The sequence below is a fragment of the uncultured Arcticibacterium sp. genome, assembly GCF_964021845.1.
GTDB lineage: Bacteria > Bacteroidota > Bacteroidia > Cytophagales > Spirosomataceae > Arcticibacterium.
In genome coordinates this window covers 205321-230740 of record NZ_CAXHZC010000004.1, presented here as the reverse complement: position 1 = coordinate 230740, position 25420 = coordinate 205321, and the positions used below count along the sequence as shown (strand labels likewise).

General features: G+C 39.7%; 14 protein-coding genes. 4 read left to right on the top strand and 10 right to left on the bottom strand.

The features are described from left to right. Positions 1-435: 435 nt before the first annotated feature. The 3 genes from AADJ06_RS13255 to AADJ06_RS13245 form a co-directional block, all read right to left on the bottom strand. Positions 436-969: a hypothetical protein gene (locus tag AADJ06_RS13255; protein ID WP_341226947.1), complete on the bottom strand. Its 534-nt coding sequence runs from the start codon at positions 967-969 to the stop codon at positions 436-438. 117 nt (positions 970-1086) lie between these two features. Further along, on the bottom strand, positions 1087-1902 hold the full coding sequence (locus AADJ06_RS13250) for a hypothetical protein (protein ID WP_341226946.1): 816 nt from the start codon (positions 1900-1902) through the stop codon (positions 1087-1089). A 270-nt stretch (positions 1903-2172) separates the two neighbouring features. Next, a complete protein-coding gene (locus tag AADJ06_RS13245) occupies positions 2173-3162 on the bottom strand; it encodes a hypothetical protein (RefSeq protein WP_341226945.1) in 990 nt (329 codons plus the stop codon). 439 nt (positions 3163-3601) lie between these two features. Between AADJ06_RS13245 and AADJ06_RS13240 the strand changes: the two genes are divergently transcribed. The 4 genes from AADJ06_RS13240 to AADJ06_RS13225 all read left to right on the top strand — a co-directional run bounded on the left by AADJ06_RS13240 (position 3602) and on the right by AADJ06_RS13225 (position 6380). Further along, positions 3602-3925, top strand: a complete 324-nt coding sequence (locus AADJ06_RS13240; protein ID WP_341226944.1) for a metalloregulator ArsR/SmtB family transcription factor — start codon at positions 3602-3604, stop codon at positions 3923-3925. Between the two features lie 71 nt (positions 3926-3996). Next, a complete protein-coding gene (locus AADJ06_RS13235) occupies positions 3997-4473 on the top strand; it encodes a DUF6428 family protein (RefSeq protein ID WP_341226943.1) in 477 nt (158 codons plus the stop codon). A gap of 1 nt (position 4474) precedes the next feature. After that, complete coding sequence (locus AADJ06_RS13230) at positions 4475-4957, top strand: N-acetyltransferase family protein (protein WP_341226942.1); 483 nt, start codon at positions 4475-4477, stop codon at positions 4955-4957. 223 nt (positions 4958-5180) lie between these two features. Further along, entirely contained in the window at positions 5181-6380 is a 1200-nt protein-coding gene (locus AADJ06_RS13225) for an alpha/beta fold hydrolase (protein WP_341226941.1), read from the top strand. A 498-nt stretch (positions 6381-6878) separates the two neighbouring features. On the opposite strand, the gene AADJ06_RS13220 is transcribed toward AADJ06_RS13225, so the two are convergent. The 7 genes from AADJ06_RS13220 to AADJ06_RS13190 all read right to left on the bottom strand — a co-directional run bounded on the left by AADJ06_RS13220 (position 6879) and on the right by AADJ06_RS13190 (position 25253). Next, complete coding sequence (locus tag AADJ06_RS13220) at positions 6879-18350, bottom strand: choice-of-anchor D domain-containing protein (protein WP_341226940.1); 11472 nt, start codon at positions 18348-18350, stop codon at positions 6879-6881. Between the two features lie 438 nt (positions 18351-18788). Next, entirely contained in the window at positions 18789-20153 is a 1365-nt protein-coding gene (locus AADJ06_RS13215; protein ID WP_341226939.1) for a nucleotide pyrophosphatase/phosphodiesterase family protein, read from the bottom strand. After that, positions 20150-21364, bottom strand: a complete 1215-nt coding sequence (eboE, locus tag AADJ06_RS13210) for a metabolite traffic protein EboE (RefSeq protein WP_341226938.1) — start codon at positions 21362-21364, stop codon at positions 20150-20152. Before eboE ends, AADJ06_RS13215 begins: the two co-directional genes overlap by 4 nt. Further along, complete coding sequence (locus AADJ06_RS13205) at positions 21354-22526, bottom strand: 3-dehydroquinate synthase (RefSeq protein WP_341226937.1); 1173 nt, start codon at positions 22524-22526, stop codon at positions 21354-21356. Before AADJ06_RS13205 ends, eboE begins: the two co-directional genes overlap by 11 nt. A gap of 51 nt (positions 22527-22577) precedes the next feature. Then, the gene (gene eboC, locus AADJ06_RS13200; protein ID WP_341226936.1) at positions 22578-23462 is read right to left on the bottom strand and encodes a UbiA-like protein EboC; all 885 of its coding nucleotides are present in this window, start codon (positions 23460-23462) and stop codon (positions 22578-22580) included. Beyond that, positions 23462-24373 (bottom strand): TatD family hydrolase, encoded by a 912-nt coding sequence (locus AADJ06_RS13195; protein WP_341226935.1) that lies wholly within the window; start codon positions 24371-24373, stop codon positions 23462-23464. Before AADJ06_RS13195 ends, eboC begins: the two co-directional genes overlap by 1 nt. A gap of 34 nt (positions 24374-24407) precedes the next feature. Continuing rightward, on the bottom strand, positions 24408-25253 hold the full coding sequence (locus AADJ06_RS13190; RefSeq protein WP_341226934.1) for an EboA domain-containing protein: 846 nt from the start codon (positions 25251-25253) through the stop codon (positions 24408-24410). Positions 25254-25420: the final 167 nt, after the last annotated feature.

Below are 25420 nucleotides of genomic sequence, written 5' to 3'. Positions count from 1 at the left end.
AATAGTATCCATGCCCCGAAGGCGGTTATCAAATATATGGAAATTTTACTTCTGCAATTCAAAGTAGCTTTCGACCTATAAAATCAAAGACAATTACTGTCATATTTACATAGATTTTCAGGGTTTAAATGCCAGTTTTTTGTCGGTTAGTAATTTATGCGGTTTTGGAATAGTACTCTTGGCCATACCAAAATTAACAGTTAGAGGTATGCTAATCCAATCATTAAAAGTGGAATTGCGGAATCCCTGGCGGAGACTCTCTCAGCAGGAACTTTATTTACTCTCTCTGATTAACACCGCAGAGTCCGCAAGCGAGACACTGCTAAGGGATGTCGAGTCGAATCTAAATTTGTCCTTTTGAATCACTAGATGTTATAACCATAAACTTGACGGAACTCAAAAACTATTTATGGCATTGAATGAAGAAAGAATTCATCAATTTATTCTAAATAATACTGCTTTGAAATATGAATTCAAAAGGCCATTTGAACTAAATTTATCATTGACAATGGGAGCAGCTTTCTTACATACCATTTTATAATTTAGATTTCCTTGGATTTCAACTCCAAGACCAAGAACCACCATGGAATAAATTATATTATTTGGTTCTAGGTTCGCTGCACCTACCATCATTTCTTTTCCTTTTTGTTCCCATTCTACATACTCTCCGAATAAATACGGAAATAAATTTATCGTATAACCAAGAACAAAAAGCCCTTCGGCTATTTGGGAATATTTCTTAATCCCATCATTGCTAATTTGCTCTAATTCTAAAGATAAATTGTTGATTTTTACAAATTCTTGAAGGCCTAAGGAACCATCTTCCACATTTAAATACCAAAGAAAAAAATAGTAGTGTTTCCATATTTCGAAATCACTCGGTTTTTCAAAATAAGCTTGTCTATATTTTGTTAAAGCGGCTTCATACTTTTCTTCGTTTTCTAGTTGTAAAATAGCTTTAAGCTCCATTCTTTTCTAACTGATTTATAACGGTCTCGCATAAACGCAGCAAGCCCGCATAGGGCTTATTGCCGTTTTATGCAATGTTGGCGGTAGTTATGTTTTATTCTATTTTTTCACTTGTAGTCATTGCTTAGGTCTTAAGGTTTCAATAATTCCAGCATCAACCCAATATTTTATTGATTCCCAATATGTACTTCCATCATCCTTAACTTTTTCTTCATGCCTTGAAAAAAGCAAATACTTTCCATCCGGTGTTAAGTGTGCACCATTCTCTACGAGTTCTGAATTTATCTTATCTCCCATATTAATGGCAGGACCCCAAGAATCATCTTGTTGTCGAAAACTTATATAATTATCAGATTTGCCATATCCATCTTCTCGCTCACTACCCCATATTAAATAGGATTCATCAGGTGCTATAAAGGGGTGACATGTCCATTTACCTGTGTTAATATGTTTTCCTAGTAATCTCGGTTCTTCTCGTTTCCCGTCTATAATCCTTGACATTCGGATTACATCATTACTTTTATAGTCATCGAAAACAATTGTCCCTTTAGAAGATATTGACATAACCATAATGCCCCAATCTTCTCTGTCAAACATAGGACCCAAACTTTTAATTTTTGACCAGCCGAAATTAGTACGTTCTATGTAGTTCCATCTGGAATATAAGATGTTGCTATCGCTGGGATTATGGTTAAAGCTATACTTATTAACCTTATAACTATTACCTTCATTCCGATACACCACTACGAGCGGCTCAAATGGATTGTCGCCTGTGTATGTAAAATAAAACTCGTCCATATCCATAGAGTCTGTATTCCCTAATTTCCATTCTTGAGAGGAATTCATTTTAGGAACAAAGGGCTCAGGGGTTAATCCCGGTAGGTTATATCCATTGTATAAGTTTTCTTCTGTTGAAAAATCAATAGTGCTCATTTCAGAATTTTCTGTTTTGCAACTATTCAAAGACATTATAAACATAATCGCTAAAATTCTAATTTCATGTATTCTCATTTTTGATTTATTTTTAATTACCGCCAACATTCGGCTATACGCCATAAAACTACTACAATTAGCAAATAAATTGCAATTAAGTTACTCACACTAAACTACTTTGCTTTTTTCACTTAAACGTTTACTAACCGTTAGAAACATTTACAAACGCTTATTTCCTGAATGCAATACTTAACTTGAGTAGAATTGAAATCAACCTCTTTCTTCCAAAACAAGCTCAATAGGCAGGTGGTCACTAAAACCCGCCTCATTAAAAGTGTTTTTACTGCTTGGTCTTCCAAATCTTATTGGTGTATTATAGTCTCCTTTGACTAGTTCAGGATAAGTAAGAAGGTTGGTAGCTTCCACCTGAAAAGGATAATTGGCGGAGTCTACCACCAAAGGTTTGGTAACTATAAACTGGTCTAGCATAGACATTTCACTGCCGTAAACATGCGTACCATATTTAGAGTTAAGAAAAGGATACATCAAATTAAACAAAACATTACTTCGGGCATTTTTGACCTTTTCAAGGTTTCCCGTAGCCCTCAAGTAGTCTACAATAGACCTATCATAAGGATTATCGTTAAAATCTCCCATGATGACTATCGCAGGATTTTTGTCATTATTAACTTCCAATTTTACCTCATGAATTCTATCAATCCAGTAGCTCAGCGTTTCTGCCACCATCATTCTGTATGGTTCTGAGGCAAACTTCCCTCCCATTCTTGAAGGCCAGTGATTTCCTATAAGCACTAGTTCGTTTCCGTTTTGGGTAGTTAAACTCACTTGAAACAAATCCCTGGTAGCGTTTCGCTTCATTATCTCTAAAGAGAAGACTTCTCCATCGGTAGTATATTTATCTGAATCATAAATTACGGCTATATCAATTCCTCTTTTGTCTTTGGTATCTTGATGTAGCACCGCATAATTACGACCGGTAATGGTGGTAACTTTTGCCATCAATTTCACCACTACAGCTTCATTTTCAATCTCACAAACGCCAAGAATATCAGGGCCTTGATTTTGATTCATTTGACTAATAATTTGACATAAGTTGGTCAATTTCTTTTCAAGAACTAGGCTATTCCAGCCTTTCAGCTCATTCTTAATAGTTTTTTGAAACCAAGCTGGTCGGTCAGGTGAATTTTCAATATCAAAGAGGTTCTCCAAATTCCACCAGTAAATGTGATGCTGAGTCATGGCTACTTTTTTTGTTATGAAGTTAGCGTTTTAAATATTAAGACTCTGTTAATTAATTGATTTTGAGATTAGTAATTTATTATTCGGTTAAAGGGGGAATATGGGAAAACTTTTAAGATTGTTTAAACCATGTTCTTAAAAAATACATTTTCTTCGTTTGCCTTCCGGCAGGGAGTTCATTTTTTGCGAGGCGTCGCACCGTTCGAAAAAACGAACCAAAAAAAAGCGACACCCTGTAAACTCGCACATTCAAAATTTCATAAGGTTTCCCCTTGAAATAAGTTTAGTTCTAGAATTTTGCTTGTGCTCAGACGGTATAGGGAGATATATTGAATTCATCTTTTTTTGATTTTGCTCTAAGCTTAGGTTAGAGAAAAATGTACAAATATTTGGTCAGAAAAAACATTCATCGTAATATTGCAATGTAATATTTAGAACGATGGGAATAACAAAGACAGATTTATTTACAAAAGAGCAAAACGAGCTGGCTAAAGTGGCTAAGGCGTTTTCGCATCCTGCTCGTGTGGCTATTTTGGAATACCTATTGGCGGCCAATGCCTGTATTAATGGAGATTTGGTACAAGAACTAGGACTAGCTCAAGCTACCATCAGCCAACATTTGAGAGAGTTGAAAGACATTGGGATTATTCAAGGAACCATAGAAGGTGTTTCTATGAGTTACTGCATTCATCCTGAACGCTGGGAGGCTATTAATCAGCTTTTCAGTAACATGTTTGGCAAGTATAAAGGTACTTGTTGCTAATTTTTTTACACAAACCCATCGCATCCCGATAGCTATCGGGAGCAATAAGACAAATTAAAATTTATAAAAAAATGAAACTATCAGAAGTACAAAACAGCCTTAAAGGCATCTCAGATTTACAATTCAAATTGGCCGACGGAACATTCGTACCTGAACACTTCCATGTAACCGAAGTGGGTATGATAACTAAGAACTTCATTGACTGTGGTGGCACAGTAAGAAATGAAAAAGTGGCTAATTTTCAGCTTTGGTCTGCCGAAGATCATGACCACAGATTAGCCCCTACTAAGCTGAACGACATCATTGACCTGTCTCAGAAAGTTTTAGGCATGGAAGATTTAGAAGTAGAAGTAGAGTATCAAGGAGCCACTATTGGAAAATATGGCCTTGACTTTGACGGTCAGCACTTTATTTTAAGCTCAAAATTCACGGATTGTTTGGCTAAAGACAGTTGTGGAATTCCTGAAGGAAAACAAAAAGTTAGATTAGAAACAGTAGGTGCTGCCGCCGAAGAAAGCTGCTGCACGCCTGGTGGAGGATGTTGCTAAAATGCAAATAAGAGAAATGTTGCCAAAAGACTGGGAAGTGGTGAAGTCTATCTATCAAAAAGGGATAGATACGGGCATTGCCACTTTCCAGCTAAAAGTTCCTGAATGGGAATATTGGCATCAAAGTCATTTGGAGACTTGCAGATTGGTCATCACTGAGAATGACGAAATAAAGGGTTGGGCAGCTTTAAGCCCAACGTCAAAAAGGGAAGTTTATAAAGGTGTTTGCGAAGTAAGTATTTACATTGACCCACTTGTTTCGGGCAAAGGCTTTGGGACATTTCTCTTTGAAGAACTTATAAAAGAAAGTGAACAACAGGGCATTTGGACACTTCAATCAAAAATATTCCCTCAAAACACTGCAAGCCTCATTTTACATAAAAAAATGGGTTTTAGGGAAGTTGGCGTTCGAGAAAAAATAGGTCAAAGAAATGCGGTTTGGTATGATAATGTGCTTTTAGAAAGGCGAAGCATAATTCTTTAATTATACTGTTCCAAAAATGACATAGCAATTTGTCATGATTTTGGCTTTTAAGGCCAAAATCTCGTCAAAAAAAATTATACCTTCCTTTGACTGCGTGAGACTACCAACATTACGCTCCTGTGGAGCATTTAAGTACCTTTCAGGTGTTTAAAATAAATCGTTAAAATCTGACTAGGTTTAAATTCCGTTATTTAGGGAACAATATCACTCCTATAAACGATTCATGCCGAAACTCGAAATCCCAAACTCAAAAGGCCATACATTAAATGCCTTTTTAGAACTTCCAGCCGACCAAAAGCCTGCCCAATATGCCATCTTTGGGCATTGTTTTACATGCAGCGGAAGCCTAAATGCAGTCAAAAATATTTCAAGAGAACTCACAAAACATGGCTTTGGAGTCTTGAGGTTTGATTTCACAGGCTTAGGGCTAAGTGAAGGCAATTTTACCGAAAGTCATTTCACGGCAAATGTGAATGACCTTATGGATGTAAATGAATTCATGAGAACAAACTACCAAGCCCCTACCCTACTTGTGGGACATTCTTTAGGTGGTGCTGCCGTTTTAGTGGCATCGTCAAAACTTGATAATATAAAAGCAGTAGCCACCGTAGGTGCACCATCAAGTGTTAATCATGTCAAAAGGCTTTTCACTTATGGCGATCCAGATTTTGAAAAGAACAATGAAGTTGAAGTAAACATAGGTGGCCGACCATTTACTATCAATAAGGATTTCGTTGATAATTTTGATAAGACGGATTTACCAAAAATTGTTCACGACTTAAAAAAGCCATATCTAATACTTCATTCGCCTCAAGACACTATTGTAGGCATAGAAAATGCTCAGGAACTTTATGAGCAGGCATTCCATCCTAAAAGTTTTATTTCTTTGGATGGCTCAGACCACCTTCTTACAAAGAAAGAAGACAGCGAATATGTAGGGTCCGTGATAGGAACTTGGGCTCAAAGATATATTCAAGTACCAGACACAAAAAAAATAAGTACCGAAGGTGAGCAGGTAGTAGGTCATTTAGATTTAGTTGAAAACAACTTCACCACCTCCATCCAAACTAACAAGCATAGCCTTATAGCGGATGAACCTAGCTCTGTAGGTGGAGATGATTTTGGGCCTTCGCCTTATGAACTATTGAATGCAGGCTTAGCGGCTTGCACCGCAATGACATTAAAAATGTATGCAGAAAGAAAGAAGATAGCATTGGATGAAGTCTACGTTTACTTAAGCCATTCTAAAAGACATAGTGAGGATTCTGAAAAAGAAGGCTCACTTGATGTAATTGAAAAGAAATTAAAACTAGTAGGCGATTTAAGCACTGGCGAAATTGCCAAATTAAAGGAGATTGCCTCTAAGTGCCCTGTGCACAAAACGCTAGTAAAAGGAATTGTTATAGAAACGGAAGTGGTTTAAAATAAGAGAGGGACTTTCGTCCCTCCCTTTTCAAGTAAACATTTAAACTAAAACCCCTTTTTGTTTCTATGCGTACTTAAAATCTAGTTTTCAATATTTGGCTAAAGCGGAACAAAAGCCCAACACAAAATTCATAATAAAAACGCTATACCATTAACTCATTTCAGACAATCTTTGACTCATTCTGAGCAATTACCTTCCAAAACTTTTACAAGCTAAATTCATCGAAATAACTTCTTGAGAAATGAAAGTGAGGCTATAAAAGCCCCACCCTCAACTTTACCCCTAAAGTTTAACTAATTCTCTCATTGTGCCATGATTAAAAGCTTGCATTAGCTCCACAAAGTTTCTAAAAAAAGCTTGTTCCCATTAACTCATTTCGGGCTATCTTTAACTCATTCTGAGCAAAAGACCTTCAAAAATGAACTTTTGAGAAACTTATTACATTTTCATAAAATTGCTGGAGTTTTTTACGCCTAAAACACTTAGAATTTCTTATCAATCCGCACACACATTTTCAATTTTAGCACTGAAAACAGTTCCTGATGCAGCACTAAAACCTGGCTCTAACATCACTGCGTTTCCTGCTTTATAGCTTACGTTTGCACCGCCACTTATTTTATTTTGGGCATTGACCGTTTGCGTGGCTTGCTCGGTTCGCGTTCCGCTCAAAATGTCATGCGTTGGTGATAACAAACTCACACTTGATGAAGTAATGGACAGACTAGCCGACACCGCTGAAGACACCATTGGTGAAGACGAACGAACCACAACTTTGTAATTATTTCCGCTTGGTAGATTATTTGGAATAGTACATGAGATATTAGTTGGGTCTGAAGAACTTCCTATCAATATCTGATTCCCAAAGTTTCCGTTTTCATCTGAAAGGTAGGCTCGGTACATATTTCCTACATTGAAACTAAATACTCCTGAGGCTGTGGATGAAACTGTTAAACTTGTTCCTGCACAAATGGTGTTGGTTGAAAGCGTTGGACTTGTGATTTCTCTATCGCCTCGAACTACTGAAAAGTGCAGCTCATCTGGACCAATTATTTCGGTGCCTACCTCCGAATTGCCTTGGTCAAAACCTCTGGCTATAAACGTGTAATAGTTGGCTTCAAAAGCCTCTCCTGTCGCCACACCATTTACTTCATAAAGTGAGAACGGAAGTGCATTGTCAATATAGAAATGATTATTCCCTGTTCCTGACAGTTGTAGTCTTGTACTCTCTATGACCGGTAGCTCGCAATTTGGTACTGCTAGTACCGTCATCGGTCTGTTTGATACTTGTACTTCCATTTGCTCTATCAATGGCGAGAATACTTCTGGTTCTGCTCCGTCTGTATAAGCTAGGTAATAACTCATACCCGGTGTGCTGCAAGAAACTATCACATTGGTAGTGGCGGTACCTGTACAGCTTCCATTATTCACCGTCACGGTGTAAATTCCTGCTTTGGCCGCAGTGGCATTGGCTATACTTGGGTTTACAGAACTACTCGTAAAGCCATTTGGACCTGCCCAAGAATAGCTTGGCCCACCCGTTGCCATTAAGTTTATGTTCTCTCCGTCTTGGTAGGGGCCATCATTGGAAGCTGTAACTACTAAATTATTTTTGAAAACAACTGCTGTGGTAGCTGTGTTTGTACAGCCATTGGCTGCTGTTAGTGTAACGGTGTAGGTTCCGGCACTTGTCATAGTTGCTGTCGCGTTGGTTCCTAAACCATTTGACCATTGATAGGTTCCTGTGCCTACTGCCGTTCTTGTCACTGAACTTTGAGTACAACTTAAACTATCTGTTCCTGTGATACTTATACTTGGAACTGTTACATCCTGCGTGACTACCGTGGTTGCGGTGGCGGTGCAACCATTCGCTGATGATACTGTGACCGTGTAAGTTCCAGCAGCATTGATGGTCGCTGTGGCTGTATTATCACCATTTGACCAAGAGTAAGTGCCGCCGCCGGAGGCTGTTCTCGTCACACTTGTTACCGCACAACTTAGGTTTGCTGCTCCTGTGATAGTTGCTGATGGTGTCGTTACATCTTGAGTAACTACCGTCGTCGCTGTCGCTGTGCAGCCATTTGCTGATGTTACTGTGACCGTGTAAGTTCCAGCAGCATTGATGGTCGCTGTGGCTATATTATCACCATTTGACCAAGAGTAAGTTCCACCGCCACTCGCTGTTCGCGTGACACTGGCTGTGCCACAGGTCAAGTCATCTATCCCTGAGATGCTTACTGTTGGTAATGCATTAATAGTTACGCTTGTATTAGAACTGTTTGAACAGGTTCCTCCTGTGGTATATGTTACGGTATATGTACCCGGCGTGCTTGCTGAAACATCTATTGCTCCTGTTCCCGAATTAATACTTAATCCTACTGTGCTGCTGAAGGTTCCTCCTGATGCACCTGTAATTGTTGGCGTTGGGTCGGCTGCACTTACACAATACGAAGCACTGCCGTAACTGAAACTGGCATCATCTAGTGCCGTAATACTTACACTTGCTGTTGAACTGTTTGAACAGGTTCCTCCTGTGGTATATGTTACGGTATATGTACCCGGCGTGCTTGCTGAAACATCTATTGCTCCTGTAGAAGCATTGATACTTAATCCTGATGTGCTGCTGAAGCTTCCTCCCGATACTCCTGTAATAGTTGGTGTCGGGTCGGCTGCACTTACACAATAAGAGGCACTGCCGTAACTGAAACTGGCATCATCTAGTGCCGTAATACTTACACTTGCGGTTGAACTATTTGAGCAGGTTCCGCCTGTGGTATATGTTACGGTATATGTACCCGGCGTGCTTGCTGAAACATCTATTGCTCCTGTAGAAGCATTGATACTTAATCCTGATGTGCTGCTGAAGCTTCCTCCCGATACTCCTGTAATAGTTGGTGTCGGGTCGGCTGCACTTACACAATAAGAGGCACTGCCGTAACTGAAACTGGCATCATCTAGTGCCGTAATACTTACACTTGCGGTTGAACTATTTGAGCAGGTTCCGCCTGTGGTATATGTTACGGTATATGTACCCGGCGTGCTTGCTGAAACATCTATTGCTCCTGTAGAAGCATTGATACTTAATCCTGATGTGCTGCTGAAGCTTCCTCCCGATACTCCTGTAATAGTTGGTGTCGGGTCGGCTGCACTTACACAATAAGAGGCACTGCCGTAACTGAAGCTGGCATCATCTAGTGCCGTTATGCTTACACTTGCCGTTGAACTGTTTGAACAGGTTCCTCCTGTGGTGTATGTCACTGTATATGTGCCTGCTGTGCTAGCTGAAACATCTATTGCTCCTGTAGAAGCATTGATAATTAATCCTGCTGTGCTGCTGAAGCTTCCTCCCGATACGCCTGTAATTGTTGGTGTTGGGTCGGCCGCACTTACACAATAAGAAGCACTGCCATAACTGAAACTGGCATCATCTAGTGCCGTAATGCTTACACTTGCAGTTGAACTGTTTGAACAAGTTCCTCCTGTGGTGTACGTCACTGTATATGTGCCTGCTGTGCTTGCTGAAGCATCTATTGCTCCCGTAGCAGCATTGATACTTAATCCTGCTGTGCTACTAAATGTTCCTCCTGATACGCCTGTAATAGTTGGTGTTGGGTCGGAAGCATCTGCACAATACGAGGAACTGCCGTAACTGAAACTGGCATTATCTAAGGCCGTTATGCTTACACTTGCGGTTGAACTGTTTGAACAGGTTCCTCCTGTGGTGTACGTCACTGTATATGTGCCTGGCGTGCTTGCTGAAACGTCTATTGCTCCTGTTCCTGAACTAATGCTTAATCCTACTGTGCTGCTGAATGTACCCCCTGATACCCCTGTAATAGTTGGGGTTGGGTCGGCTGAACTTATGCAATACGAGGCACTGCCGTAACTGAAGCTCGCATCGTCTAAGGCCGTTATGCTTACGCTTGCCGTGGAACTGTTTGAACAGGTTCCTCCTGTAGTATATGTTACGGTATAGGTGCCTGGCGTACTTGCTGATACGTCTATTGCTCCTGAGGAAGCATTAATACTTAACCCTCCTGTACTGCTGAAACTTCCTCCTGATACACCAGTAATTGTTGGTGTTGGGTCTGATGCATCTACACAATACGAGGCACTGCCGTAACTGAAGCTCGCATCGTCTAAGGCCGTTATGCTTACGCTTGCCGTCGAACTGTTTGAACAGGTTCCTCCTGTCGTATATGTTACGTTATATGTGCCTGGTGTGCTTGCTGATACGTCTATTGCTCCTGTAGAAGCATTGATAATTAATCCTGATGTGCTGCTGAACGTTCCACCTGATACACCCGTAATTGTTGGCGTTGGGTCGGCCGCATTTACACAATAAGAGGCCGATGCATAATTAAAGCCAGCGTCGTCTAGTGCCGTTATGCTTACGCTTGCGGTTGAACTGTTTGAACAGGTTCCTCCCGTGGTGTACGTCACTGTATATGTGCCTGCTGTGCTAGCTGAAACATCTATTGCTCCTGTAGAAGCATTGATAATTAATCCTGCTGTGCTGCTGAAGCTTCCTCCCGATACGCCTGTAATTGTTGGTGTTGGGTCGGCCGCACTTACACAATAAGAAGCACTGCCATAACTGAAACTGGCATCATCTAGTGCCGTAATGCTTACACTTGCAGTTGAACTGTTTGAACAAGTTCCTCCTGTGGTGTACGTCACTGTATATGTGCCTGCTGTGCTTGCTGAAGCATCTATTGCTCCCGTAGCAGCATTGATACTTAATCCTGCTGTGCTACTAAATGTTCCTCCTGATACGCCTGTAATAGTTGGTGTTGGGTCGGCTGCACTTAAACAATACGAAGCACTGCCGTAACTAAAACTGGCATCATCTAGTGCCGTAATGCTTACACTTGCAGTTGAACTGTTTGAACAAGTTCCTCCTGTGGTGTACGTCACTGTATATGTGCCTGCTGTGCTTGCTGAAACATCTATTGCTCCTGTTCCCGAATTAATACTTAATCCTACTGTGCTGCTGAATGTGCCACCTCCTGCTCCTGTAATTGTTGGTGTTGGGTCGGAAGCATCTGCACAATAAGAGGCCGATGCATAATTAAAGCCAGCGTCGTCTAGTGCCGTTATGCTTACACTTGCCGTGGAACTGTTTGAACAAGTTCCTCCTGTGGTGTACGTCACTGTATATGTGCCTGCTGTGCTTGCTGAAACATCTATTGCTCCTGTTCCCGAATTAATACTTAATCCTACTGTGCTGCTGAATGTGCCACCTGCTGCTCCTGTAATTGTTGGTGTTGGGTCTGATGCATCTACACAATAAGAGGCACTGCCGTAACTGAATCCTGCGTCGTCTAAGGCCGTAATGCTTACGCTTGCCGTTGAACTGTTTGAACAAGTGCCTCCTGTCGTATATGTTACGGTATATGTGCCTGCTGTGCTAGCTGAAACATCTATTGCTCCTGTAGAAGCATTGATAATTAATCCTGCTGTGCTGCTGAAGCTTCCTCCCGATACGCCTGTAATTGTTGGTGTTGGGTCGGCCGCACTTACACAATAAGAAGCACTGCCATAACTGAAACTGGCATCATCTAAGGCGTTTATGGTGATTGCAGTAGTAGCGGTCACTGAAGGGCAACCACCTGATGCTGCAATGGTATACGTAACGGTATAAGTACCTGCAGAACTGCTAGAAGGCGTTATTTGACCAGAACTACTATTCAAGGTCAATCCTGCCGGAGAAGATGTAAATGCTCCTCCCGTGGTACCAGTAAGTGTCACCGAAGCTGGCGAGGCACTTGTACAAAAGGGAGTTCCGGTGTAAGAAATAGTTGCAGAGGCCATACAATTCACATAGTCAAATGGCACCAAATATGTGCAGCCACCTCCATTTGGAGTAATTTTAGCGATAAGCGTTTGAGAACCTGATGCTAAACCTGAGGGCGTAAAAGTATTTGGAGCAGAAAAAGTACCAGCAGATGTTACAGAATCATCTTTGAAAATCCCGTCTATGGTGCCATTAAAGGCAGCTCCGTAGGTGAAAATGGGCGTTGGGTCATCATTGACAATGATGGATGGTGCGGTGGCATTGCTTATGGCATTACCTGTGGTAGTACCATATTTGAGGACGCCATTATTTGTAAACGTACCAAGGTTGGATAGTTCATTTGCAACGAAAGTGTAGCCTTCGTTAGTGTAAGTAATACCGGGTGTGACCTGTAATCTTCCTTGCTTTACCAATACCTCCCCGCAGTTATTGTTGTTGAATGTTGCATTGATATTTAAGCCAATATTCCCTACACTTGAATTTGCTCCAATTCTCAATGTGGCGGAATTAATAAACGCTCCGGTAACGGTGGTATATAAGCCTGTTGTAGTACAATTATCAATAGATAGAATTCCGCCTGTATTATTGTTAAAAGTAGCACGATTATCCATGCCATAATTTCCTACACTGGCATTAGCCCCCAAAGTCAATGTGGCGGAATTGGTAAACGTTCCTGCTAAGTTCAATAGTCCAATAGAGGTGGAATTGTCAATAGATATATTTCCACCGGTGTTATTATTGAAAGTAGATTGATTAAAAATACCAAAACCTCCTACACTTGAATTCGCCCCAATAGTAATTGTTGCTACATTGTTAAATATACTGGAAGCGGTATTGATAATAGCTTGATTCCTACAATTATCTATGCTTACGATGCCACCTGTGTTATTATTAAAAGTAGCACGATTCTCTATTCCTTCAGAGCCTGCACTTACATTAGCACCAATGGTCAATATTGCGGCATTGGTAAAGGTTCCATTATTTCTAATACCAGCTAAAGTGGAGTTGTCAATCTTAATTTCTCCACCTGTATTGTTATTGAAAACATTATCATTTTGTAATCCATAATCCCCTACGCTGGCGTTTGCTCCAAGGGTCAATGTTGCGGCGTTTGAGAATGTCCCAGAGAAATTATAAAGCCCCGCAGTAGTAGAATTATCAATATTTATATTTCCGCCTCCATTATTATTAAAAGTAGCCGAATTGTAAATCCCATAAACACCTAAACTGGCATTGGTTCCAAGGGTCAGTGTTGCGACGTTCGAGAATGTTCCAATTAAGTTATAAATCCCTGTACTAGTAGAATTATCAATGGATATATTTCCGCCAGTGTTATTATTGAAAGTAGAAAGATTAAAAATACCATAAACTCCTACACTTGAATTTGCCCCAATTGTCATTGTTGCTACATTGGTAAATATACTTGAAGTACCATTATGAATAGCATTAGTCCCAGAATTATCTATGTTTATAATACCGCCTGTGTTATTGTTAAAAGTACCACGATTATCTATTCCATCAGTGCCTGCACTTACATTAGCACCAATGGTCAATAATGCAACATTGGTAAAAGTTCCAAAATTTCTAATACCGTCTAAATTCGCGTTGTCAATCTTAATTTCTCCACCTGTATTATTATTGAAAACATTAGAGCTTGTAATTCCATAATCCCCTACTGTAGCATTGGCACCTATGGTGATTTCGGCAGCATTATTAAATGTGCCGCCAAAATTATATATGGCGGTTAAAGTAGTACGGTCTATTTCTATTTCTGCACCCGAATTATTATTAAACGTTCCAGTATTCGTGATTCCTTCTGAAGATAAGGGACTTAAATTTCCTAAAACTAACTTTCCATTATTTTCTACAGTTCCTTCATTTAAGAGGGTAGAATTTAATGAGTTTGCTCCATTGAGCGTAAGCCTTCCAATAGATGAAATGGTAAGTGTAGCTCCTGATTCCAAGGTTACTGAGGACGCTACCTCATTCATGGTATTTATGGTAGGTTGATTAGACGGAGCCGACGGAATTTCCACATCATTACCTGCTGTAGGAATTCCTGCCGGTGACCAGTTACAGGCATCATTCCAAGTGGTGTTTTTGGCACCTGTCCAGGTCATGAGTTCTGTACCGTTAGCTACTGTTGCACAGGTTGAAATACCAGTCCCTTGAATATCAAAAGTATACGGATTTTCGTCAGCGTCATCATTAGCTATACTTATAGTTGCTTCTCTTAAACCTGTCGCTGTTGGGTCAAATTTTACTTGGAAAGTTAGATTACCTGATGCCGAAATCGTCGTAGAAGACGGTTGAAGGCTTACCGTGAAATCAGTGGTATGACCACTTATACTCACTCTAGGGCTTCCTGTTAGGCTTAATGTAGCCGACCCTGTATTTTCAATAGTAAAAGTATTGGTATTGCTACCAGACGCTACTCCATGACTTCCAAAATCTGTAGAGTCGGTAACAGAAGGACTATTATCCCCATTTACTATGCTTACACCGTTTCCTTTGAGGTTTATTTCGGGTGCTGTACAGCTTTGAACTGCTATAGAGTTAACCGTATTGGCAGCAGTTGCAAAGGGTGTAAAATCAAAATCACCTGTAGAATATACTAGAGCGTTTCCGCCACTTCCTTTAACAGTGGTTTCCTTCCATAATCCTTCTCCTGTTCCGCTAGGATTAGTCGTATAGGTGGGGCCACTGGCGTCGCCCCAATAATTATTCTCAAAATTATAATTGGTTAAATCGTCTGCGGTACCAAATAGACCGTTAGGAGCTATTCCTGCAATGTGTGTCACGCCAAAACTGCCCGAAGTAAGATTGTGAAAATTATTTTTATTCACATATGTGATGTCAGGAGAATCTTGCCAGCCAGCAATTTCAATAGCTAGGCCATTAAAAGAGGATGAAATATCATTATATGTAATGTTAACTCCAGTTACATTACTGTGAAGAATGGTTATTGCTCCTATACCTACTTCTTGACTGATATTTGCGTTGGTAATAGTATTATGGCTTATATCTGCGTTATCTGGAGAATAGAAGTTTGCAGAAGAGAAGCCAATTTGAATTCCTGCATTTCCGGTGTTTGAAACTCTATTCCCGTTAATCTTTAAGTTCGTGTATCCATCACAAAGGATACCGGCCCATTTGGTGTTATCTATGATATTGTCAGAAATCACGAAACTATCTCCTGCCTCCCCTAGCCACATTGCAGACACAGCGGCAGGAGTAGTACAAAAACCTGAACCATCGTAAAACCCAATATTTTCAAAAACATTCCCTACGATATCCCATGCTCCTCGGTCAGCTTTAAAACCTCCTCCTGAATCTGTTTTTAAACCATGCGAACGCGTGTTGCTTACTTTATTTCTTAAAATTTTAACATTACTGGCTGCGAAAGCTCCATAATTCACATTATTGGTATTCCAAAAAGCGTTTACTCGTACGCTGTCAATATGTAAACCCTGTATAGTTACTGGATTACTAAATCCATATCTTATATCAAAGCCATAGCCTACTAACCTTGCTGATGAACTACAGTAATCACCCGTTTCTGAGCTCACCTTTATTCTCTTATTTGTAATATTTAAGTAAAGAGCCTGATCTTGATCAGCACCGTTTATTGCACAGTTGGTAGATGTAGATTCAGCGGCATTCCTATAAACGCCATCTGTAATCAATACTATATCGTCATTAGTAGCTGCATTGATGGCACTTTGAATGGTGGTATAAGTATTGGCAAAAACATCATAGGTCACGCCTTCCAAATCAATGGTAGAAGGTCTTGTTTCAGACTGATTATTCACCCATCTTACTTGTGTTGTATTTTGACCAATTCCTCTAATATCAAAATTATAAACGGCTTCATCGGCATCATCACTATTTACAGTTATTGTAGCGTTTCGTGTTCCCGTAGTTGAAGGATTAAAAGTGACATCAAAACTTGTGGACTCACCTTCTGCAATAGTTAAACTAGGATTATCCGTAATGGTGAAATCGCTAGAATGGGTTCCTGAGACAACCGGTAATCCACTCAGGGTTAACTCAGAAGCACCTAGATTTTCAATGGTAAAAGTGTGCGTAACTATCTCTCCATCAGTATAAGCATAGGCAAAATCAGTATCTTCCTTTTGGTTAGGAGAGGTATCGCCATCGGCTATATCTGTGTTTCTAGCTTTTATGTTTATTTCGGGGCAGCCAGTGATAGTTACAATAAAATCCTCTTCACCAGCACATAAACCAGAAGTAGTGTAAGTTACCGTATAAACACCCAACGTGGATTCTGATAAATCAATAACTCCTGAAAAAGGGTTTAATTGCAATCCAGCGGAACTACTAAAGGTTCCGTTGCTAACTCCAGTAACTATAGGACTTGGGTCTGACCCTGAATTACAAAAACTATTTTCCCCATAGGTAAAACTAGCATCTCCTCTGGCGGTAGTATTAACGGTTATTGAACCACATGCCCCTGGAGTTACTCCTCCACCTTCTCCTCTAATATAGTAGGTAGTACTAGGTGGAGTAGGTGTGACAATTATAGTTGACCCAGCTGTAGTTCCAACTAAGGTTCCTCCACATGAACCTGTATAGACATGCCATGCTGTAGCATCGTTCTTATCTCCTGATATAGTTACTAAAGCCGAATTTCCGTCACAAATTGTCCCAGGTGCGGAAGTCGCTGTAGGGATGGCTGGAGGTTCTGAAACAGTCACTGAAAAGCCACTGCCTCCATTATAATCCGATGGGTTAATATCATAGGTATTGTCATTATCTCTAAGCCAATTATTATAGTCATTTATGGCAATTGCCAACTCTTCAGGTGTCCCTGAGAATGTTCCGTTGTATTTATAATTGTCAACTTCGGCAACAGTTACAGAGGGAGATGATGTTACAAATGGATTTAACATCACGGCATTTGTGCCATTAGTTAAACCTGGTGCTATTGTTGAGGTTCCTCCACTAGAAGGTGGAGAAACTGTCATTTGCGGACAGTTAGTAGCATCTATGTCTTCCGTAAACCATTTAGTAGTTAGGTTATCACAACCCGATGTGTGAAGATAATTATCGTCGGCCAATAAACCAGTCAAAAAAGTAGGGTTTAAGGATCCTAAAATCCCCTGATAGGCAAATAGATTGTCGCTTAACAAACTAAAACTCTCTGCTGTTTTACCATCAACCTCCACTATGCTTCCTACTGTTCCTCCTCCTGTTACAGTTAAAACATCATCACTGGTCTCTATTATGGAGACAATACTTCCCGCTGCTAAGCCTCCAGCGGGTGCTGTCCAAGAAAAATGAGCTTCACTACCACGCATCCAAGTATTAGAAGAACCTTTAGCCCAGCCATGATCAGTAAAGTTTATAACTTCATTGGCAGGAATATCTTTTAAAGCAACAAAGGAAAAGCCATCTGGATCATCAGAATTAAAACCTACAAAAGCGATATCTCCTGCAGATAAACTTCCAGGAGTTGGTATTAATACTTGAAAAGTACCTAAGCTACCACACGCCACTTCATTAACTACCCAAGTGCCTGTACCTAAGTTTGGAGGGTTAGGTGCACTAGCATTTGAGTTATAATGTGTTAAAACCTCATAAACACCATCATGATTTGCATCTAACCTTAGTTCCCAGCGGCTATTTCCTGTAGACCACTTTACTTGATAAGGATTATTACCATTTGCACTGGTGCCGGTAAATATATTTCTTAAAGTTCCTAACCCATCGTTGCCAGTATGCCACATATTTTTATCAGCAGCAATGAAGCAATTATTACCAGCGTCACCCACGTTTATTCTTAAATCAGAGCTCACTGCTATTAGCCTAACAGGATCTGAGGTAAGACTCCCTCCTCCATTACTTACTATACACCTGTACTGTTTGTCATTTAAACCGTTTACGGAGCTTAAGGCTAATAATTTAGTATCTACTCCTGAATATGGAGAAACATTGGACAAATTAGACCATGAGCCACCTGACTGTACCTGCCATTGATATGTATCTGCATCACTAGACCCTACATAAAAAATAGTGCTATTATTTTCAGCAACCTCTCTACTGTATGGCTGGTAGGTGATGCTTGGTGGTGCCAAACTTTCAGAAGAAGCTGAAACACTAAAGTCAACGAAAACAATAAACAAAAAGGAAAGGATAAATTTTATTTTCATATCAGATGCATTTGTATAAACACAAAACACCTAATTTTTAAAGCATTCCATTAACTCATTTCGGACAATCTTTGACTCATTTCAGGCAAAACAGGCCAAAAACCATATCATTGGTGTTATTTTACAGAAACATTCACATTTGTAAATTTGATATTTAGTAATGATTATCTCCAGTTAAACTCAGGATAACATACTATTTTCATGAAATTCTCACAGGTAATTATACAGTGGAGTACTTCATAAACTTGTCTGTAAAAAGATACTTACAGTCATTCAAGAAGCAAACAGAAGAGGCCTTAAATCATTCCGATTTTAAACAAGAACTTCCAATCATTTCACTCTCATAAAATGAACAAAGTAGTCTAGAAATTAAGAATATAGTGGACACAAAAAAGCCTACTACATGACTTTGAGAAGTATGCAGTAGGCTAATAAAAATTAATTCAATACAGAATTCATAATCAAATCATGAATGGCTATTGGGGCTATATTGGAACCATGCTCATGATTACTGATAAATATGGCTTTGTCTTCGTCTTGCAGATTGACAGCACCATGCGAGCCTTTCACTAAAGTAGCATCTAATGGAATTACATCCATTACCATTCTAAAGCCTAACTTTTTCTTAAGTACCTTAAAGATAATTTTTGGAATAATCAATTTTTGCTTTGGGTCTAAAAGCATCTCGGCAGGGTCATATCCTGGCTTTTTATGAATATCTACCATTCTAGCATAATCAGGTGCCTTAGCATCATCTTCCCAGAAATAATAAGTAAACCAGCTCTTATCATCGCCTACCAGTACCAAGTCGCCAGAGCGTTCGTGGTCTATATGGTATTCCTTTTTCCCTTCTTCATCTAAAACTAAAGCCACACCAGCTTCCGCTTCAAAACGCTTTTTGACAGCATCAAGCTGCGACTTGTCATTGACATAAACGTGGGCTATTTGATGGTCGGCCACGGCAAAAGCTTTTGACGCCCCTGCGTCCAATAACTCTAAACCGTTTTCTTCTCTAATGCCTAACAAACCCATATCACGTAAAACACGATTTGGGTGAATAGGCCTTTCCATATTTGTAATTCCATACTCTGAAATGACAGAAACCTCCACACCTTTTGCCTCTAAATAGGTAATCAGGTCTTCACATACCTTGTCTATTTCTGCAAGGTCTTTTGGCAAGTGCTTTTCATCATGACCATATTTCTGCAGCACGTAATCTAAATGCGGTAAATAAACCAACATCAAATCTGGGTTATGCCATTCATGCACCTTTTTAGAAGCATCGGCTATCCACTGACTAGATTTTATGGTGGTTTTCGGTCCCCAAAAATGAAATAATGGGAAGGTACCCAATGCTGTTTGCAAACGGTCTCTTAAATCAGCTGGATACGAATAACAGTCTGGCACTTTCTGGCCATCTGCCCTATACTGGGGTCTTGGTGTTACAGAAAAGTCGGCAGTAGAATACATATTATACCACCAAAACATATTAGCACAGGTAAAATCCGGATTTGTCTTTCTGATAGTATCCCACACATTAGGAGCCTGAACCAGCTGGTTTGACTGCTTCCAAAACTGCACTTCTTGAGCTTCTTTTGAAAACCAACCGTTTCCTACTATGCCATGTTCCGCCGGCCACTTCCCTGTCAAATAAGTAGTTTGTACAGAGCATGTAACTGCTGGCAAAACAGGTTCTACACTTGCTATATTTTTCTTAGCAGCCCATTTAGAAAGAAAGGGCGTATGCTCGCCCAAAACTCTCTTTGAAAGACCAATTACATTTATTACCGCTGCTTTTTTCATGTTGTAACTACTGTTCTTACCCAATCTAACTCTCTCACCACACAGCTTACTATATCGGTTTGCATAGCCTCTGGCAAAACATCCCAAGTATAAGTTTCTACCTCTAAATGATTGGTGAAATTTTCTTCTTTCCAAACAGCTAGCGTAGCTATAATGTCTTGCTGTGTAGATATCAATTTCTCATATTTCTCCGTAAAAACGGGCACATGAAAATGTGTTCTTATTTCTTGAAAGTCTGACTTTTGAATATCTGCTAAACCAGGCCCTAAATCTCTATACCTTACTAATGCTCCGTCGGTTTTTCTAACCACGGCTTGGTGCAAATACGTTGGTTCATCAAATCTTTTAAGCTGCCCATGAATAGTATTTCTTTCTTCTTTTGAGCCCAAAATACCACTGCTAAGTGCAGCAGATATTTGAATTCTACCTATTTTGATATTGGCCGCCTTTACTTTCGCAATAGCATCTGATGGTTTTTCAAAACCCACCGCAAAATGACAGACATCATAACATAGCTGAAAATGCTCTCTTATGATTTCTTCCGCTTTATTAAGTCCAATTCCTAAAGTTGCACTAATTTGATTTTTGCCCGATAGCAATAAATCTTCATTGAAGAAATCAACAAACTCATCACTGGTTTCTAAAATTCCATCTGGCTCAGGCTCCATGTCTAAATGTAAACTTTTCCCGGTTTTGGTTTTAATTTCCGCCAGGTGAATCATCAGCTGTGATAATTGACGTACCGCTACTGCTTTCACTTCTTTTAAAGCAGCTTCATCTTTATGCCAAAACCTGTAAGAAATAGGCGAAGTGGAAACCCCACCATCTAAACCTTCAGGAAGTAATTCTGCCAAAATATCAAATAAACGAATGGTATATGCTAGCCTATCTGGCGTACTCCAGTCAGGCGTATGCACCTCATCTTTAACCACTTGATTATGAAAACCACCATATGGAAAACCATTAATGGTAAACACATACATGTTTTCACTTGCTAGCCATTCTTTAAAAATAACCAGATTATCGCCCTCAGAAAGTTCTATTGAAGCTTCGTTTGAAAGTCTTAAACCTATACCAAAGTTTTCGGTTTTTAAACCGTCACGTACTTTGGTTGTATACTTTTTTAGATTCTCAAAAGTGGCCGTCCAAGATTCTCCTGCATGTATATTACTACAGTAGCTTAAATGAGCCTGATGTTTATTAATACGCATACGTTTCTTGCTTTTTCAATAGTGTTAGAGCCGATTTCTCAATCCAATCGGTATTCATTTCGTGCACATCAAACTTCTCTCCTATTTTCTCTACCATGGTGATGGTTAGTTCGCCACCCAAATGCTCTCTAAACTCTTCTAAACCTTTTAAGAGTTCAGGGTTTATATGTGTACCCGCTTCATTAAGAAGCACAGGATGAAAAGTATCAAAGCCTAAATTCGACAGCACTTTTAAGATACGGTCTGCCGTGGCTTCAGTCATAAAGCCAGCGTATGTTCCGTAAACAATATCTAAACCGATACCGATGGCTACCGCTTCGCCATGTTTTATTCCAAAGTTGGTAAGCTGCTCCATTTTATGAGCCGCCCAGTGGCCAAAATCTAATGGTCTAGAAGAGCCCATTTCAAATGGGTCATTGCTGTTTGAAATATGATGTGTATGTAGTTTAGCACAGTCAAAAACCAGTTTTTCCATGGCTTCCAAATCTCTATTATTTAGAGCGATGGCATTGGCCTCCAACCAATCAAAAAAGACAGCATCTTTAATCAAAGCCACTTTAACGGCCTCTGACATGCCTGCACGCCAATCTCTTTCGTCTAAAGAAGTCAAAAAGGTTAGATCGTTTATCACCGCGAATGGCGGAGCAAATGTTCCTAAAAAGTTCTTTTTACCAAAAAAGTTTATACTGTTTTTAACACCTACGCCAGAATCGTTTTGAGACAAAACCGTGGTTGGTATTCTTATATGTCTTATTCCTCTATGCCCTACTGCTGCCGCAAAACCTGCCATGTCTAAAACTGCACCTCCGCCTATAGCTAAAAGGAAAGAATGACGGTCTATTTTGGCTTCGTTTATCATGGACAAAGTCTTCTCAAACTCCGCCATGGTGTTCTTCGCATCTTCACCACCAGTCACTATAATTGGCTTACAGGCCAATTTTAGTTTAGGAAAAGCAGCTACATATTGTTCAATATTGCCGATAAGCTCAGGCTGACAATCATTCAACCCAGAGTCTATGACAAAAGACACCTGAATGGCTTTTGTAGATTCTTCATTCTCGTTTAGCGTGTCAAAAAGTTCGGTGTTTGATACGTCAAACATATTTCTCGTAAAGAGAATTTGATACTTATAATTTATCGAGAAGTTTTGCTCTATATTCATTATTATTTCTTTCCAAACCTATATTATTAATCAGAATCAGGGTTTTAAAATTCAGGTAACCGAAAATTTCTTTGCCAGAAAAATAGAAATAGGTAGCAAGCATAAAACTGCCAAACCATATTTCCAGTCACTAAAACCTGCCACATAACTAGCATTTAGCGGTATAAGCGAGAGTACTCCCATCTTTACCGCATTCATAATATTTTTAGGCTCGTTATGTCGAATGGCTTTTAATTTAGCCGAGAAATTAATTCCAATCCATAACAGCACAAAAGGTAGCACCATCCAAAGATTCATAATTCCTTTAAAGCCCAATACCAAAATAGTAGCAGCAACAAGTAAATCTAAAACCAAAGCAAAACTGACAGAGAGCTTATTATTCCCTAAAACCTCCCCTTGACTGGTCAATGTAATGGCAGCAATAAAGACAATAGGAATAAAAGCCATCATCCACATGTCTGGCAACTGCCCATTAGCTAGAATACTCATACCCAAGGTTAAATTCAAACCTCTGCAAAGCCCCATGGTTAATGGGCCAGCAACCAAATGATGTTTCGCAAACTTGTCATACAAAACCGCAAAAAGTGCTACTAAAGCCGCTATAACACCACTCTGAATGCTCACCAATGAGGCAAAGAATATGGCAGCTATAAAAAGTGCCATTCCGAAAAATATGGCTTGGCTAGAAGCCAGTTTACCGCTTGGTATTATTCTTTCGGGCCTTTCTACTTTATCTAATTCTAAATCAAAAACATCATTAAAAACAATGCCTCCTGCGTAAAGGCCAGAGGTGGCTAAAGCCAAAAACAGGAATAATGTCCATGGAAAAGGGCTTAAACCAAAGGCTCCTGCTATAGCTACGCCAGCCGCAATATCTGAAACCGCAGTAATTACATTGGCAGGCCTAGTTAAAGCTAAGTAATAGAAAAGCTTCATCAGTTTTCTATGATATCAGAGTCAGAAGCTGTTCCTTTCACTGGGTCTTGGCCACGTAAAACACTGTTTCCACCATAAAGTACAGACTGGTCAAAGCTTACTCCGTTTTCCCAATCGCTTTCATTCATGTTTCCACTTTGAGCGTAAGCGTCTAAAGCATTTTGGTAGCAGGTCATGTGTACGTCTTCCTTAGATATGCCATTTGCCAGCATAAGATTAGCTGTTTTAGGCACAGCAAGTGGGTCACTCACACCCCAATCGGCAGAGCTATCCACTATAATTCTTTCAGAACCATATTGCTTTACTACCTCCACCATTCTTTCGCTACCCATTTTTGTTCTTGGGTAAATGGTGAATGCTGCCCAATAGCCCCTATCCAAAACCGCCTTTGCAGTTTCTTCATTATTATGGTCTATGATGGCCATTTTAGGGTCAATTCCATGTTCCTCTAGCACATCCATGCTTCGAAGCGTACCGTTTTTCTTATCTCTATGTGGCGTATGAATCAAAATAGGAAGATTCACTTCTTTTGCCAGTTCTATCTGAGCTCTAAAAAACCTATCTTCTGCCTCTGTTTGGTCGTCATAACCAATCTCGCCTATGGCCACCACATTATCTTTCATAGCATATAATGGCAATAATTCCATCACTTGTTCTGCTAAAGGCACATTGTTGGCTTCTTTTGAGTTTAAGCCAATAGTACAGTAGTGTTTGATACCAAACTGCGAAGACCTAAACGGCTCCCAACCCACTATACTGCTATAATAATCTTTAAAAGCACCTTTTTCTGTACGTGGCTGACCCAACCAAAACGCTGGCTCTATAATGGCCACAATTCCCGCTTTTTGCATTGCTTGATAATCATCCGTGGTTCTGGATGACATATGCACATGAGGGTCTATAAATTTCATATTTCTAAATATTAATGTTCTTATTTTATCTTATCTAAGCCTCCCAAATTTCTTTACCTATTTCTTCCCAAGTAAGTTTAACAGGTTCCAATCCTTGACTTTTTATCCATTCCATTTGACCTGCATCTTCTAAAACCTTTTGAGCGGCAGCTTTACCTAAATCTGTATCAATAAGCACAGCATTTTTCAAATCTCCAATAATTGATTCCGTGGTAAATCCACTAATCATTCGCCAAAGTTCTGGCGTTACTACTCTCCCTGCAGCCCACCTTTCATGCACAAAGTCCTGAAGTATACCTGCTAACTTTTTGTTTTTTCGTTGGTCTATTCCATGAATTCTGTAGATAGGCCTTTCCATAAAAATGGCTTTTAAAACCATGTGGTTCCAAGCATCTTCACTGAAATAAGTAAACGCATAATTATTTTCTAGGGCAATGGCATCAAAAACGTCAATCATATTGGTTCGGATACCGTCAATGATATTCAATTTAAAGTCTTCTGCATTTTCTAAATATTGCAAAGCCCTATAAATAATCACCTGCTCTTTTATATCAGCAGAGGCGAGTAGCGTTTCTATTTTTACTTTATTCTCTGGAGTATTTAATTGAAGTAAAAAAGCTAAACGACAGAAAGAAACTAAATCCCAATCTTCCACCGAAAACGCAGGATTTACACTTTGAAGTTTACTTTTAAGTAATGGAGAAATATGAACAGAACCGTTCTTTACTTTTCTTTTTAACATACCAAAGTTCAGAAAGAAAGCCGAAGCAGTCTCTAGTAGCTTTGCCTTTTCAGTAAACCAATCTAAGGCAGCTTGGTCGGCCAAATTTTCTAAACAACAGTTAAATACCTCTTCTTTTAAACTTGTATTTTCACTCACAATAATCCCGATGCGTTCAGCACTTTATTCATTAACGAAGAACAATTATCAATAGGTTGGACAAAATTAGGGATTTTACGGTTTAAAATGACCTGCTTTTGACCTAATTCGACTGTTTCTAACATTATTTGGATGATAACACGAAATCTGAAGTTCTATAAAAGCAT